Below are 15,212 nucleotides of genomic sequence, written 5' to 3' on the forward strand. Positions count from 1 at the left end.
GCCGATGGTACTGCTTGACTGTGGAAGAGTAGGTCGCCGCCTTTTTTATCGATTTATTCGATTTAAATTAAACCCTTACTAGACAACTAGTAAGGGTTTTTTCGTTTTTATACCGTTTTTGGTGAATGGTTTTTTTTGAATTAAATTATTGTATGATTTAAATCTGAAAATAAATCAGTTATTACTTCTTTTTAAACATACTTGTCATAATGGTATTTATGCCAATTGCTAGAAATGAAATAGCAAGAACACATAGTACAATGGATATGATGAGGAGTAAAATGTACAAGGGCTTATCTTTATTACTAAAGCTTATATGGAGCATAATTGGCCCCAAAAACATTAATACCAAACAAATAGCTAGTTGTTTTAAGCCTTTTGTTAATATTTCTTTATCTGTTTTATTGTCTTCCATTAATGATACTTTGTCTTACGGATTTATATTTAAATAATAATTCTTGAGCCTTAGTTTCGTTGATATTTAATTCTGTCATTATCATTTTAATTCCACGTTTCACCAATTTATTATTGCTTAATTGCATATCTACCATTTTATTTCCTTTGACTTTGCCCAATTGAATCATACTAGCTGTTGTAATCATATTTAAGACTAGTTTTTGTGCTGTACCAGCTTTCATTCTGGAACTTCCAGTAACGAATTCAGGACCAACTATTATTTCAATTGGAAAGTTTGACGTTTCTGATAATGGACTGTTTTTATTACATGTAATACATGATGTAGTTATGTTATTTTTATTACACATTTCTAATGCATGAATAACATAAGGTGTTGTTCCTGAAGCTGCAATACCAATAACAATATCATTCTGTGATATATTATAGTCAACCAAATCTTGCCAGCCCTGTTTGATTGAATCTTCTGCATTTTCCACAGCTTTTCTAATTGCTTTATCACCACCTGCTATTAATCCAATAACTAAATCTTGTGAGACTCCAAATGTAGGAGGGCATTCAGATGCATCTAAAATCCCGAGCCTTCCACTTGTACCTGCTCCTAGATAAAATAATCTTCCTCCCTTTTTTAATTTTAAAACAACTTGGGCGATTACTTTTTCTATTTGAGGTAATGATTTTTCTACAGCTAATGGTACTAACTTGTCTTCATTATTAATTGAGGTTATAATCTCATTAATAGACATATCTTCCAAATTATTATATTTAGAATCTTGCTCTGTTGTTTTTGTAAATGACATATGTAGGATAATTATATAGGATGTATTACTGTTGGTTGAATTATTCAATAATATAATTTTCTTCTACTACTTCTGATAATCTGAAATAGCCAAAAGGGTAGTTATCTTCATTGGTTATGTTTACACAATTTCCTCTTACTGTTGCAGGTTGAGTTTCAAATGGACCGCCTCCATCATCGCTTCCTTGCTGTAATAATAGATACATATACTCATAAAATTGATTTGAAATACCAAAATGTTTAATTGTGAGTTCGTCTCCAGATTCTAAGTCTTCATCTGAATAAAATCCAAATATTTGATTACCATCTATAAATTCGTCTTCGGCTACATCTAAGGAAGGTGGATTTGAAATATTGGTGGAATATTCAAAAAAGTAATAATTATCTATGTTTAGCGGATCTGTAAAATATACTTTTACTTCAATCTCATCACCTGTAAACCCTCCATCATTATTCTGCTCAATGTAGTCTATAGGGACAACTGATTTTAAAGTTTCTGTGGCCGTATAAACTTCATCTTCATAATTTATAAATAATTGATATTCTGCATCGATAACAGGAATAAAATCAAAATTTCTATAGATACCAGAGTTATTTTCTTCTATAAAATTGAATGTAGTTCCATTATTATCTATAATTTGAACAATAGCATTATTTGCTGGAGGAATTGTTTCATCATAAAAAGGAGCAGAAAGAGATAATTTTACACTCTGTTCATTCCCAGTTGTATTTTTATACCAGTTTATAGAGGCTTCAATCACTAGTCTTGGCTCTACTTCGTTTAGATTTACATCAATGACATCTTCACATGTAAAGCACAAAGAAAGAAATATGATTATGACTATATTTTTTTTCATGATTAAAATTTAAAATTATAAGATATAGAAGGTACCATTCCAAAAATAGCTAATTTAACAGCTTCGTTACGGCCAGTATCGCTATTTTCTCTAAACGAAATACTTGCAGCATTTTTACGTCCATAGATATTGTAAATTCCGAAAACCCATTCACCTTTAAAATTGCTTTTACTTTCTGGTTTTGCGTTATAAGTTGCAGAAATATCTAAGCGATGATAAGATGGTAATCTGCTTGAATTTCTAGCCTCATAATTTGGAATAATAATCCCATTATATTCATATTGACTATTTGGATAGGTTGTTGGTTGACCTGTTTGAAATATGAAATTGGAACTTAATGACCACTTTTTATTAAGTTCATAACTTGCTGTTAAAGAAATATCATGAGTTTTATCATATGCTGTATTATACCATTCTCCATTATTAATTCCGGTTTCTATAGGCGTTCTTCCTGGAGTCTTTTGTTCAGATTTTGAAAGCGTATATGCTAACCAACCAGTAAATTTACCTTCATTTTTTCTCAGTAAAACTTCTAAGCCATAGGCTCTCGCTTTTCCGTTCAAAATAATTTGTTCTATGGCATCATTTGCAGTTAAATTTGCGCCATCAATATAATCGATTCTATTTTTTATGGTTTTATAGAAACTTTCAACCTCTAAAGAGTAGGCGCTATTTTTAAATGTTTTAAAATACCCAATTGCTACTTGATCTAACAATTGTGGTTTAGTGTATTTTCCACTTGGAGTCCATACATCTAAAGGTGTAGGCGAATTAGTGTTAGATAATAAATGTAAATATTGACTCATTCTATTATAGCTAGCCTTAACTGAAGAAACATTGTTTAATTGGTAAGCAATTGCAAACCTTGGTTCTAAATTTGTGAAAGATTCAATGACATCACTTCTATTGTAGGTTTCGGTACCTATAGGTTCACCTTTTTCATATATACCAATTTCTTCGTTAAAAGTTACGGCTAAATCATCTTCATATATATTGAGTTCATTTTGGCCAAGTCGATGAAACATACTAAGCCTAGTGCCATAACTAATAGATAGTTTATCACTTATGTTCTGCTCTGCATCTATATATATTGCATTTTCTAATGCGTATTTATCTATTAGTTTATAAGGGTTAATTCCAGATGTTTCTGTAGTTGGATTAATTTCACCTGGATTAAAATCGTTGTACATACTGTTTAACCCATATTCGAGTTTAAAATTATTATTTATGTAATGTTTAAAATCGTATTTAAGGTTGAAATTTTTTATACCAGAAACCCAATCAAATTCAACGAAACTCAATTCTAAACCGTAATAATAATCTGAATATATTAGTGATAAGTTAGAAAACAGTTTATCTGAAAATAAATGGTTCCATCTAAAGTTTAATACCGTATTACCAAAAGTATTTTGGAAACTATCTGAAATTTCAAAGACATCGCGCCCAAAATAACCAGATAAATAAACGTTATTATTATTGTTAAGGTTGTAACTTAATTTAGTGTTTAGATCATAAAATAGTGCTTTACTATCTATATCAAACAGAGGAAGAAATAAATGTGCATAACTGCTTCTTCCTCCAATTAAAAAAGACCCTTTTTCTTTTTTAATAGGCCCTTCTGCTAATAGTCTACTGGATATTAGGCCAATTCCGCCATTCATATGAAAAGAATTACTATTCCCTTCTTTCTGATAAATATCTAAAACAGACGATACTCGTCCACCGTATTTAGCAGGAATTCCGCCTTTATACAATTTTAAATCTTTAATAGCATCTGGATTAAATACAGAAAAGAAACCAAATAAATGTGACGAATTAAAAATTGTAGCTTCGTCTAATAAGATTAAATTTTGATCGGCAGCTCCACCTCTTACGTTAAAACCAGAGGCTCCTTCGCCAGCATTGGTAACTCCTGGTAGCAGTGTTATAGATTTTATAACATCTACTTCACCTAAAACAACTGGCATATTCTTTATGGTTTTAATGGATAAAGAATTAACACTCATTTGAGGTTTTTTAATATTAAGTTTTTCAATATTTTCTGTAATAACAACTTCGTCTAAATTTTCTGCAGATTCTTCAAGTTTAAAACTGAAAGATTGGTTAGACGTTAGTTCTACGTTCTTTGTTAATGTTTTAAAACCAAGATAACTTATTTGAATATCATACGTACCGGAAGGTAATGTAATTGAATAGAAACCATATTCATTAGTCATGGTTCCTGTTTGTAATTCTGGTATTATAATATTAACACCAATTAGAGTCTCGTTACTAAGTTTATCGGTTATGGTACCACTTATGGTAAATTTTTCTTGAGCTTTTACATTAAAGCTACTTAATGAGAAACAGAGTAAAAGACCTCTGAAAAATAATTTCATATGTGATGAATATTGAATAGATTGATATCGTTTTTATAATACAACGACTAACTGCTATTGATGTTACACTAAAAATAAATTAAAAGCATAAAAAAAGCTTCTCGAAAGAAGCTTTTTAACATAATATTAATCTAACAACTATTAATTTATAATTGAATTAAATGCTTTACTTGGACGCATTGCATTAGACACTAAATCTTCATTTGGTAAATAATATCCTTCAATATTTACAGAATTACCTTGGCAATCAATCAACTCTTTTACAATAGTCTCTTCATTATAAGATAATGCTTTATAAATTTCTGTAAATTCAGCTTTTAAGTCTGCATCATTATCTTGGTTTGCTAATGCCTCAGCCCAATATAATGCTAAATAAAAGTGACTACCTCTATTATCTAATTCATTTACTTTTCTCGATGGTCCTTTTCTGTTTTCTAACAATTTGTCTGAGGCATCATCTAAGGCAGCACCTAATATACTAGCTTTTGTGTTACTATTTACTTCAGCAAAGTGCTCTAAAGAAACTGCTAACGCTAAAAACTCACCTAAGGAATCCCAACGTAAATGGTCTTCTTCAACAAATTGTTGCACATGTTTTGGTGCTGATCCACCAGCTCCTGTTTCAAATAATCCGCCTCCATTCATTAAAGGAACAATAGATAACATTTTTGCACTTGTACCTACTTCTAATATTGGAAATAAATCAGTTAAATAATCTCTCAATACGTTTCCTGTAACGGAGATAGTGTCTTTACCTTCTTTAATTCTTTCTAACGTAAATTTAGTAGCGTCAACGAGCGATAAAATTCTAATATCTAAACCTTCTGTATCATGGTCTTTTAAGTATGTGTTTACTTTTTTAATTAATTCAGCGTCATGAGCTCTTTTTTCATCTAACCAGAAAACAGCAGGAGTTTGAGAAGCTCTTGCTCTTGTTACCGCTAATTTTACCCAATCTTGGATTGGTGCATCTTTAACTTGGCACATTCTCCAAATGTCACCAGCTTCAACGTTATGAGATAATAATGTGTTACCATTTGCGTCTATTACTTCAACTTTTCCGTCTGCGACAATTTCAAAAGTTTTATCGTGGGAGCCATATTCTTCAGCTTTTTGAGCCATTAAACCAACATTAGGAACAGTACCCATTGTTGTAGGATCAAATGCACCATGTTTTTTACAAAAATCAATAGTTGCACTGTAAACACCTGCATAACTACTATCTGGTATAACTGCTTTTGTATCTTGTTGTTTACCTTCGGCATTCCACATTTGTCCAGATGTTCTAATCATTGCAGGCATAGAAGCATCAATAATGACATCACTAGGAACATGTAAGTTAGTAATTCCACGATCAGAATTTACCATAGCCAAATCAGCGCTATGATCTAGAGCAAATCTAATATCATCTCGGATTTCATCGCGTTTATCCTCAGGTAATTCGTTTAATTTTTCTAATAAGTTACCAAATCCGTTGTTAACGTCAACACCAATTTTATCGAATGTTTTACCATGTTTTTCAAATAAACCTTTAAAGAAAACACGTACAGCATGACCAAAAATAATTGGATCAGAAACTTTCATCATAGTTGCTTTCATATGTAGTGAAAACAAAACACTCTTATCTAAAGCATCCTCTACTTGTTCTTCTAAAAATTCTAAAAGCGCTTTTTTACTCATTACAGAAGCATCAATAATTTCTCCTTTTAAAAGGGCTAAACCTTCTTTTAAAGTAGTAGTTTTTCCTTTAGAGTCTGTATGGATAATATTTACAGATGTTGCTTCAGGTAATGTTACTGATTTTTCATTATGAGCAAAATCTCCGCTAGACATTGTTGCTACATGGCTTTTAGAATCTGCTGTCCAAGCTCCCATACTATGAGGGTTTTTCTTGGCATAGTTTTTAACGGCTTTTGGTGCGCGTCTGTCTGAATTTCCTTCTCTAAGAACCGGATTAACAGCACTACCTTTAATTTTATCGTATCGAGATTTAATTTCTTTCTCTGTATCGCTTTCTGGTTCTTCTGGATAATCGGGAAGTTTATAACCTTTAGCCTGAAGCTCTTCTATAGCAGCAGTAAGTTGTGGAACCGAAGCACTAATATTAGGTAACTTAATAATGTTAGCTTCTGGTTTTTTTGCTAATTCACCTAATTCAGCTAAAGCATCTGCTACTTTTTGGTCTTCCGTTAAAAAATCTGGAAAAGCAGCTAAAATTCTAGCAGCTAATGATATATCTTTTGTTTCAATAGTAATGCCAGAAGACTTTGTAAATGCTTTAACAATTGGTAAAAATGAACGTGTTGCTAAAGCAGGTGCTTCATCCGTTTTTGTATAAACAATCTTTGCTGTTTTTGTCATAAGTCTTGAAAATATTTAGTGTAAAATGTTGCTTAAAATTAAGCAGAGCAAATATACGAAAACGTTTGATTTTTACAGTTGCTAGATTAATAGTAAAGCACACCATTATTTAAGGAATTAATAATTTATTAGTTAATACCACCAATTTATTATTTTATCTTAATATTAAAGCTTTTTAAAAGTCCTGAAAGGTTGTTTTTTGAAAATAACGCATTTTTAATTTGGTTGTATGATGGATTGATGTTGAAATTAACAGCAGTAGTAAAATTAGCGTGTTCTAGGTTAGTTTTTTCAAAAATAGATTTGTTTAAATCACAGTTATTAAAGTTTACTTGTTTGGCTTCAGTTTCTGTAAAATCTACTTGGTGCATGGTACAATTGTCAAACTTTGTTTTGTTAATTTTTAGTTGATAGAAGCTACTTAAATTTAAATTGCAATTTTTGAAATTAAAGGATTGTAAAAATGAATTACAATTTTGAAATAATACACCTATAATTTTACAACCGGTAAAATTAGCATCGTTAAAAACGGTATGCATAACATTTACGTTACTAAAATTACAGTCTACAAAATCACATTGCATAAAATTGATATTAGAAATATCTGAGTTTTCAAAATTACAATTAGTAAATGTACAATCTAAATATTCTGCTTTAGTGAGTAGGTTAGTAGTAAAATCTTTTGAGTTGAAATACTTATTATCTATTAATGGTAAGTTCATTTTGCAAGAATACAAAAGAATTAACTGTAATTAAAAATAAAAGTGTATTTAGAATGAAGAATGAAATAGAATATATTATAAAAAGCAAAAAGCCATATCACTCAGAATAATCTGTGTTGATATGGCTTTCTTAGAAACAATACTAACTTTATCTATTAGCTTTCGCTTATGCAATTAAAACGCAATCGCTTTAATTTAGAAAAAGGTTTTATGTTTCAAAATTCGAAACATTTTATATCTTTCAAAATGTATTGACCTGATATTACTCTGTTTCTAAGGTTTGTTTTTTTTTGATGTTTTTCTAATTAATTGAATTCACAACAATTAGATATTAACATTGCTCATTTTTTTCATATTAACTTTCGTTTCCATTACTTTTTTAAGCTTTAAACGTTAATATAATAAACTACATATGTACTTTATTATATCTTTTGTTTATGATTGCTACACAAACACTTGTTAAACAAGTTGCTTTACAATCTCAAAAAACAACCTTAATACATAAAGAACGTGTCTCTATAATAATTAACGCTGATTTGTAAAATAATTCAAATCCTTTTGTTAATTGTTTTGTAAAAGTATGTGTTTTTTATGAATATCTGTAAATTTTAACAATTTAGATATCAACAATTTATAAACTAGAGTTATTAACAAATGTTTGTAATCAAAAAAAGCCTTCTAAAAAGAAGGCTTTTAATTATAAAATATAAGTTTGAATTATCTTCTAACTTCTTTGATTCTTGCTTTTTTACCAGTAAGACCTCTAAAGTAGTATATTCTAGCTCTACGTACTTTACCACGTTTATTAACTTCAATTTTTTGTAAGGCTGGTAAGTTAACCGGGAAGATACGCTCTACTCCAATAGTACCAGACATTTTACGAATTGTAAACGTTTCAGAAGAACCAGCTCCTTTACGTTGTAATACTACACCTTTAAAGAACTGTGTACGTGTTTTACTTCCTTCTTTTATTTCATAGAATACTGTGATTGTATCACCAGCTCCAAATTCTGGTAAGTCTTTACGAGTTACAAATTCGTCTTGTACAAATTTTACTAAAGAATTCATTTTGTTTTATTTATAAAAGTTGATTTAAAGCAACATTCACGATTTTCGCCAGAGGTTAGTCTAAATTGGTTTGCAAAAGTAATGCTTTTTATAAAATATGCAATGCTTTAGAGTATTATTTTTAATTATGAAATTTATTTATGGTCTAAATTCTTTTTTTGAAAATTCTGTTATCGCTAACATTATTAACCCTATTGCAAAAATTAAATACGATAAACTCTTAACTATAGAAGAAATACCTTGAATTTGTAACATTGTATCCATGCTACTTCTACCTGCAATGGTTATTATTATAAGACTTGTTAAATAAGAAATACAAACTAATAAATAACCAATTAATATCATCCATGTTGCTGGCGTTCTTTTTTTTATAAAAAGTATAATTGTAGCAGTTAATATTATTAACATTGTAAAACCATACATTGACTGACCTATTGAAAATAAAATTTCTGTTGAATTATTCATAGCGTATTATTTATCTTCTAAAAGGTCAGGCCGTCTTTCTAGTGTTCTTTTATAAGCTTGTTCTTCTCGCCATTTTTCAATCTTTGCAAAATTTCCGCTAAACAAAACTTCAGGAACCTTCATGCCATCATATTCTCTAGGTTTTGTATAAATAGGAGGTGCTAATAAGTTATCTTGAAACGAATCGGTTAAGGCAGAGGTTTCATTTCCTAAAACTCCTGGAATTAATCTTATTACTGCGTCGCATAGAACTGCAGCTCCTAATTCACCTCCAGAGAGCACATAATCGCCTATTGATATTTCGCGTGTGATAAATTTATCTCTAACACGTTGGTCTACACCTTTATAATGTCCGCAAAGAATAATAATATTTTCTTTTAAAGATGTTTGGTTGGCAATGCTTTGATTTAATTGCTCACCATCTGGTGTCATGTATATAATTTCGTCATAATTACGTTCTTCTTGTAACTTAGAAATGCATTTATCAATGGGAGCAATAGACATTACCATACCTGCACCACCTCCAAACTGAGTGTCGTCTACAGATTTATAGTTGCCCGTTGCATAATCTCTTAAATTATGAAAGTGTACTTCTACTAATCCTGCTTCTATAGCACGTTTTAAAATTGAGGCTTCAAACGGGCTTTTTAAAAGTTCTGGTAAAACAGTAATTATATCTATGCGCATAGGTATTTTATATAGTTAGCAAAGATAGGGTTAATTGAGGTAAGTTATTACAGGTAATTAAGGTGCTGTTTTTTTATTAAAAAAACATAATCATACATTACGGATTAAGTTTAAATTAGATACTGTTAGCTTAAGACTTTTGTTTATTTATCTCATCTTGAAGTTGACGTCTAACTTTCTGCTCGCGTTCTAAGGCAGTACGTCTATGTTCTTCATACTCTGTTTCTACTTCTTCTAACTTAAATTTTGCTTGTTTAGTAAGTGAATTACTATTCTTAAATTTATAAATAAAAAACAATAATAATATTGTTATCGCTCCAATAATACTCCACATTAAAACTTTATAACTAGCCTTACTAGTTTGAACGCCAAATAACGAAATATTATCTTTCTCATCATTTGTTGCGTTTAATGCAGATTTTGTATTTTCTAAATTAGATTTTAAGCTTTCAATTTCATCAGCTTGTTTTTTAACAACCGCTTGTGTGTCTGATAAATCTTTATGCACAGCTTTTAGGGTATCTGCCACATGAGCTTTTAATGTATATAACCATGTTCTCTTTACAACTTTATAATCTTGATACTTACCAGACTTCTGAATTAAATATTCAAACTGATTATCTATTGTACCACTGTTAAGAGATAATTTCTCTTCTGTTTCTGTTTCAGTTTGAGCTTTAATGGATTGAAAACTAAGTGTAACTAAAAGAATAACAGAGACTTTGGTTAGGAATTTCATCTAAGGTTTGGTTTTTTATTTTAATGGATTAAACGTTTGCCAAGATAATAATTTTATGAAGATTTATTAAACAATTAGCTTCCTAATTGAGCAAAGCATTTTATATACGAATAGTTTTAGAGTTTAGATCTTAGTGCAAGTTAATACTAATAAGGTCTTTAAAATTGAAGAGCTAAAGTATTAATGTTCAAGTATTTTTAAACAAAAAAATCTTGCCAAAAGACAAGATTTTTTCTATTTTCTTATTCATATCTTCTAATAATACGTAAATCGTCTTACTTTAGAAATATATTTTGCTAAACGTATTACTTGATGGCTATAGCCATACTCATTATCATACCATATATATAGTATAGCATTTTTTCCGTCTTTTCTAACTATTGTGGCTTTACTATCATAAATAGAAGGCGCAGAACTACCAACAATATCACTAGAAACTAATTCGTCACTCATTTCATATTTAATTTGTTCTACCAAATCACCTTCTAGTGCATATTTCTTCATTATAGTATTTAAACTATCTAAAGAAGTTTCGTTTTTTAATTCTAAATTTAAAATAGCTAAAGAACCATTTGGCACAGGTACTCTAATAGCATTAGATGTTAATTTTCCTTCTAAAGATGGTAATGCTTTACTTACGGCTTTGCCAGCACCTGTTTCTGTAATTACCATATTTAATGCCGCAGCTCGTCCGCGTCTATATTTACCATGAAAATTATCTACTAAATTTTGATCATTGGTATACGCATGGATAGTTTCTAAATGCCCTGTTGCTATACCAAAAGAATCTTCTACGGCTTTTAAAATTGGTGTTATGGCATTGGTTGTACAAGACGCGGCAGAAAAGATTTTTACTTTATCTGGATTGTGTTCAGTATGGTTTACACCATGTACAATATTTGGAATCCCTTTTCCTGGTGCTGTTAATAAAACTTTGTCAACACCTTTTGCTTTAAGATGTCTGCTCAGCGCTTCTTTATCTCTAAATGCACCTGTGTTATCAATTATTAAAGCTTTAGTTATTCCATGTTTAGTATAATCTATGTCTTCTGGCTTATTAGCAGATATTATTTTTACTGTTGTTCCGTTAATAATTAAAGCAGCGTTTTTTGCATCAACTCCAACCATACCAGAAAAATCGCCATGTACAGAATCGTTTCTTAATAAAGAAGCTCGTTTTTCTAAAACGCTTTCATTAATGTCTCCTCTTGTAACAATGGCTCTTAATCTTAATTGATTACCTTTACCAGTGCGCGTCATTAACTCACGTGCAACTAAACGGCCAATTCTACCAAAACCGTAAAGAACGACATCTTTAGGTTCAATATTTTTGATGTCTTTAGCTTCACCTAGCTTTGCGGCAACAAAGGCTGTTGCATTGCTATACTTTTGGTCTTCTAAATGAAACTCGTAAGTTAGTTTTCCGATGTCTAACTTAGCTGGTGGAAAATTTAAAGCACTAATGGCTTGTGCAATTTCTACAGAATCGAAAATTGAAATTGGTTTTTGAACAAATTCACCTGCATATTCATGCAGATTTAAAATTTCGCTCACATTTCTGTCTATTAATTGATTTCTAAACAGAACAAGCTCAATAGATTTATCGTACCATAAATCACTTATAATTTTTATAAATTCTACTGTAGCTCTTCTGCGATCAGCCTGAAACGCTAACTCCTTTTCGTAAGTGGCATTAAAACCCATATTTTAATTGGTTAAGAGATTAAATTGTTGTTTATTTATTTTGCAAAAGTACTTTATTTCAAACGTTTTCGTAATACATTTTGTCGAAAATAAAAACCCCTCAAAGAATAATACTTTGAAGGGCTCTTTTAACCTAATATTTGTTGTATTCTAACTAAAATTGTAGACTACTTTTTCACCTCTATTGTTAATAACCTCTATTTGTAATGGCTCATTTATTTGCTTTGTTTTATATGCATTCTCGGCATCTTCAATAGTTTTTAATTCTTTTCCATTAATTTTTGAAATAATAGAGCCTTCTTGAATACCATTTTTGTGCCAATAGGCCTCATAGTTTTTATCAAATTTAGAAATCTTTACACCAGAATCTGCATTATACTTTTTAAGGTCTTGTTTAGTAGCATTTTTTATAAGACCAATAGTTGGTAATATAAATGTTGATGGTTTTAATAGGGTTACGGGTAACGTTTCTTCATCACCATCTCTTAATAATGTAACATTAACAACATCATTTGGGCTTTTAGTTTTTAAATAACCTGTTAGGTCAGAAAATTTATGAATCTTAACATTATCTATCTTACTAATAATATCACCAGATTGTATACCAGCCTTTTCTGCTCCTGTATCTTCTTGTACTTCGCTTACATAGAAACCTTCTGTAGTGTCAGTTCCTAATTCTTCAGCGGCTTCACTATTTAAAGCACCACCAACAACCCCTAAAATACCGTTTTGTACGTTGCCATATTCCATAATGTCATTTACAATTTTACGTGCAATATTGCTTGGTACAGCAAATGAATAACCGATGTAAGAACCTGTTTGTGATGAAATAGCAGTATTTATACCAATTAAATCACCATTTGTGTTAACTAAAGCACCACCTGAATTCCCAGGGTTTACGGCAGCATCAGTTTGTATAAATGATTGCGAATGATTACCAGATAAATCTCTAGACTTTGCACTTATAATACCTGCAGTGACCGTAGAATTAAGATTAAACGGATTACCAACCGCTAAAACCCATTCACCAACTTTTGCGTTATCAGAATCGCCAAAAGCCATAAACGGTAGGTCTTCATCAGTATCAATTTTTAATAAAGCAATATCAGTAGTTTCGTCTGTACCAATTAATTCGGCCATATACGCTTTATTATTATTTAAGGTAATACTAATTTCATTCGCATTTTTAATAACATGGTTATTGGTAACAATATAACCCGTTGGCGAAATAATTACACCACTTCCTGTACCTACTTGGGCGCGTTGAGATTGTCGACCATAAAATAAATCTCGCATAGAGGTTGGTGCAGTAACAATAGATGTGTTTTTAACATGCACAACAGCGTCTAAAGATTTGTCTGCAGCGTCAATAAAATTAGGAGCAATGACGTTATTAGTGTTTAATGTGTTATGTGTAGATGCTGGTACAAATACCGGAAGGTCAGAGGACGCTTCAACAGCTACTGATTGTGATTCTTGTTCAATAAAAATTTTGTAACCACCTAAGGTTAAAAGTCCACCTAATGCCGAAACAAATACTAATGTTATAATCTTCTTCATAATTTTTCAGATTTAAGTTTAATTATATTTTTCTTTCTAACGATTAAAATTAGATAAATATTGAATTCAAATTTCAATTTAACGTGTTTTTAACTTCAACTTTAACGCGTGTTTAACAACTGTTTTTAATCGCTATTATTCTTATATTTGCCTTTAATTATGAATATGACTTTTTACAAATATCAAGGCACAGGAAACGATTTCATTATGGTTGATAATCGTTTACAAATTATAGATAAGACTAATATAAAAGGAATAGAACGGTTATGCGATAGACGTTTTGGCATTGGAGCAGACGGATTTATATTATTAGAGAATGATGAAAAATCAGACTTTAAAATGGTATATTATAATGCAGACGGAAATGAAAGTACCATGTGTGGTAATGGAGGACGTTGCATTGTTGCTTTTGCTAAATTCTTAGGGATTATTGAAAATGAAACAGAGTTTATTGCCATAGATGGCTTGCATAATGCTAAAGTTGAAGATGGAATTGTTCATCTACAAATGCAAGATGTTTCTAAAATAGAACTGTTTGATACGCATCAATTTTTAGATACAGGGTCTCCACATCATGTAGAAATGGTTTCTAATATTTCTAATTATGAAGTGAAATCTAATGGGGAAAAAATTAGATATAATGAGCCTTATAATGAGGCCGGAAGCAACGTTAATTTTGTAGAGCAATTGTCTAACGATAATTTTGCAGTAAGAACCTACGAAAGAGGTGTAGAAGATGAAACTTTATCTTGTGGAACAGGAGTTACAGCAGTTGCTATTGCCATGCATAAGACAGGTAAAACAGAGAGTAATCAAATTAACCTAAACACTCAAGGCGGACAGTTAAAAGTTACCTTTAATAGTTCTAACGGAGGTTATAATAATATTTGGTTAGTTGGTGCTGCAGACTATGTGTTTAAAGGTGAGATAGAATGGTAAGTCTCAGAGGAGAATATATACATTTAAGAGCTTTAGAGCCAGAAGATTTAGAGTTTGTTTATGCTATAGAAAACGATACTGATTTGTGGTACTTAAGTGATACACAAACACCATACTCTAGATTTTTAATTAAACAATATCTCGAAAATGCACAGCAAGACATCTTTACAGCCAAACAATTACGGTTAGCTATTTGTAGTACCAAAAACGAAACTATTGGTTTAATTGATGTATTTGATTTTGATATAAAAAATAAACGCGCAGGTATTGGCATCTTAATTCAAAATAAAGAAAATAGACATCAAGGATTTGGTAAAGAGGCATTAGAATTATTGGTAAATTATTGTTTTAAGTCTTTACATTTACATCAGGTTTATGCTAATATTTCAGAAGATAATACAGCAAGTTTAAATCTATTTGAAGGAAATGGATTTATTAAGATAGGATTAAAAAAAGATTGGAGCTTTAATGGTGAAACATACACTAACGAATTCCTACTACAACGAATTAATAAATAAC

At 30.5% G+C, this 15,212-nt stretch carries 14 protein-coding genes; 2 read left to right on the plus strand and 12 right to left on the minus strand.

All coding sequences use genetic code 11. The features are described 5' to 3' along the window. Positions 1-181: 181 nt before the first annotated feature. The 12 genes from GN138_RS16115 to GN138_RS00055 all read right to left on the minus strand — a co-directional run bounded on the left by GN138_RS16115 (position 182) and on the right by GN138_RS00055 (position 13,754). On the minus strand, positions 182-415 hold the full coding sequence (locus GN138_RS16115; RefSeq protein ID WP_231743005.1) for a DUF6095 family protein: 234 nt from the start codon (positions 413-415) through the stop codon (positions 182-184). After that, the gene (gene murQ / locus GN138_RS00005; RefSeq protein ID WP_157361269.1) at positions 402-1,214 is read right to left on the minus strand and encodes an N-acetylmuramic acid 6-phosphate etherase; all 813 of its coding nucleotides are present in this window, start codon (positions 1,212-1,214) and stop codon (positions 402-404) included. Before murQ ends, GN138_RS16115 begins: the two co-directional genes overlap by 14 nt. 40 nt (positions 1,215-1,254) lie before the next feature. Continuing rightward, positions 1,255-2,070 carry a DUF4249 domain-containing protein gene (locus tag GN138_RS00010; protein ID WP_157361270.1) on the minus strand — a complete coding sequence of 272 codons (816 nt, stop codon included), beginning with the start codon at positions 2,068-2,070 and terminating at the stop codon, positions 1,255-1,257. Positions 2,071-2,072: 2 nt separating this feature from the next. Next, positions 2,073-4,448, minus strand: a complete 2,376-nt coding sequence (locus tag GN138_RS00015) for a TonB-dependent receptor (protein WP_157361271.1) — start codon at positions 4,446-4,448, stop codon at positions 2,073-2,075. Positions 4,449-4,589: 141 nt separating this feature from the next. Beyond that, positions 4,590-6,809: an NADP-dependent isocitrate dehydrogenase gene (locus tag GN138_RS00020; protein ID WP_157361272.1), complete on the minus strand. Its 2,220-nt coding sequence runs from the start codon at positions 6,807-6,809 to the stop codon at positions 4,590-4,592. A gap of 149 nt (positions 6,810-6,958) precedes the next feature. Further along, complete coding sequence (locus tag GN138_RS00025; RefSeq protein WP_157361273.1) at positions 6,959-7,531, minus strand: pentapeptide repeat-containing protein; 573 nt, start codon at positions 7,529-7,531, stop codon at positions 6,959-6,961. A 717-nt stretch (positions 7,532-8,248) separates the two neighbouring features. Then, positions 8,249-8,599 carry a 50S ribosomal protein L19 gene (rplS, locus tag GN138_RS00030; protein ID WP_157361274.1) on the minus strand — a complete coding sequence of 117 codons (351 nt, stop codon included), beginning with the start codon at positions 8,597-8,599 and terminating at the stop codon, positions 8,249-8,251. A 138-nt stretch (positions 8,600-8,737) separates the two neighbouring features. Next, positions 8,738-9,064 carry a hypothetical protein gene (locus GN138_RS00035; protein ID WP_157361275.1) on the minus strand — a complete coding sequence of 109 codons (327 nt, stop codon included), beginning with the start codon at positions 9,062-9,064 and terminating at the stop codon, positions 8,738-8,740. A 6-nt stretch (positions 9,065-9,070) separates the two neighbouring features. Beyond that, entirely contained in the window at positions 9,071-9,751 is a 681-nt protein-coding gene (gene trmD / locus GN138_RS00040; RefSeq protein ID WP_157361276.1) for a tRNA (guanosine(37)-N1)-methyltransferase TrmD, read from the minus strand. A 130-nt stretch (positions 9,752-9,881) separates the two neighbouring features. Then, complete coding sequence (locus GN138_RS00045; protein WP_157361277.1) at positions 9,882-10,490, minus strand: tRNA (guanine-N1)-methyltransferase; 609 nt, start codon at positions 10,488-10,490, stop codon at positions 9,882-9,884. Positions 10,491-10,745: 255 nt separating this feature from the next. Continuing rightward, positions 10,746-12,194 (minus strand): glyceraldehyde-3-phosphate dehydrogenase, encoded by a 1,449-nt coding sequence (locus tag GN138_RS00050; protein ID WP_157361278.1) that lies wholly within the window; start codon positions 12,192-12,194, stop codon positions 10,746-10,748. 150 nt (positions 12,195-12,344) lie between these two features. Beyond that, positions 12,345-13,754, minus strand: coding sequence for a trypsin-like peptidase domain-containing protein (locus tag GN138_RS00055; RefSeq protein WP_157361279.1), 1,410 nt, complete (start codon positions 13,752-13,754; stop codon positions 12,345-12,347). Between the two features lie 159 nt (positions 13,755-13,913). On the opposite strand from GN138_RS00055, the gene dapF reads away from it, so the two are divergent. Together dapF and GN138_RS00065 are read left to right on the plus strand one after the other, a co-directional pair. Continuing rightward, complete coding sequence (gene dapF / locus GN138_RS00060; protein WP_197429293.1) at positions 13,914-14,693, plus strand: diaminopimelate epimerase; 780 nt, start codon at positions 13,914-13,916, stop codon at positions 14,691-14,693. Then, positions 14,687-15,211 (plus strand): GNAT family N-acetyltransferase, encoded by a 525-nt coding sequence (locus GN138_RS00065; RefSeq protein ID WP_157361281.1) that lies wholly within the window; start codon positions 14,687-14,689, stop codon positions 15,209-15,211. Before dapF ends, GN138_RS00065 begins: the two co-directional genes overlap by 7 nt. The last annotated feature ends 1 nt before the right edge of the window (position 15,212 follow it).

The sequence above is a fragment of the Winogradskyella endarachnes genome (assembly GCF_009741275.1).
GTDB classification, from domain to species: Bacteria; Bacteroidota; Bacteroidia; order Flavobacteriales; family Flavobacteriaceae; genus Winogradskyella; species Winogradskyella endarachnes.

Coding starts and splice junctions, on each gene's coding strand:
- GN138_RS00010 (WP_157361270.1), bottom strand. CDS start 2,070: ATGAAAAAAAATATAGTCATAATCATATTTCTTTCTTTGTGCTTTACA.
- GN138_RS00050 (WP_157361278.1), bottom strand. CDS start 12,194: ATGGGTTTTAATGCCACTTACGAAAAGGAGTTAGCGTTTCAGGCTGAT.
- GN138_RS16115 (WP_231743005.1), bottom strand. CDS start 415: ATGGAAGACAATAAAACAGATAAAGAAATATTAACAAAAGGCTTAAAA.
- GN138_RS00020 (WP_157361272.1), bottom strand. CDS start 6,809: ATGACAAAAACAGCAAAGATTGTTTATACAAAAACGGATGAAGCACCT.
- GN138_RS00045 (WP_157361277.1), bottom strand. CDS start 10,490: ATGAAATTCCTAACCAAAGTCTCTGTTATTCTTTTAGTTACACTTAGT.
- GN138_RS00025 (WP_157361273.1), bottom strand. CDS start 7,531: ATGAACTTACCATTAATAGATAATAAGTATTTCAACTCAAAAGATTTT.
- GN138_RS00065 (WP_157361281.1), top strand. CDS start 14,687: ATGGTAAGTCTCAGAGGAGAATATATACATTTAAGAGCTTTAGAGCCA.
- murQ (WP_157361269.1), bottom strand. CDS start 1,214: ATGTCATTTACAAAAACAACAGAGCAAGATTCTAAATATAATAATTTG.
- dapF (WP_197429293.1), top strand. CDS start 13,914: ATGAATATGACTTTTTACAAATATCAAGGCACAGGAAACGATTTCATT.
- GN138_RS00055 (WP_157361279.1), bottom strand. CDS start 13,754: ATGAAGAAGATTATAACATTAGTATTTGTTTCGGCATTAGGTGGACTT.
- rplS (WP_157361274.1), bottom strand. CDS start 8,599: ATGAATTCTTTAGTAAAATTTGTACAAGACGAATTTGTAACTCGTAAA.
- GN138_RS00015 (WP_157361271.1), bottom strand. CDS start 4,448: ATGAAATTATTTTTCAGAGGTCTTTTACTCTGTTTCTCATTAAGTAGC.
- GN138_RS00035 (WP_157361275.1), bottom strand. CDS start 9,064: ATGAATAATTCAACAGAAATTTTATTTTCAATAGGTCAGTCAATGTAT.
- trmD (WP_157361276.1), bottom strand. CDS start 9,751: ATGCGCATAGATATAATTACTGTTTTACCAGAACTTTTAAAAAGCCCG.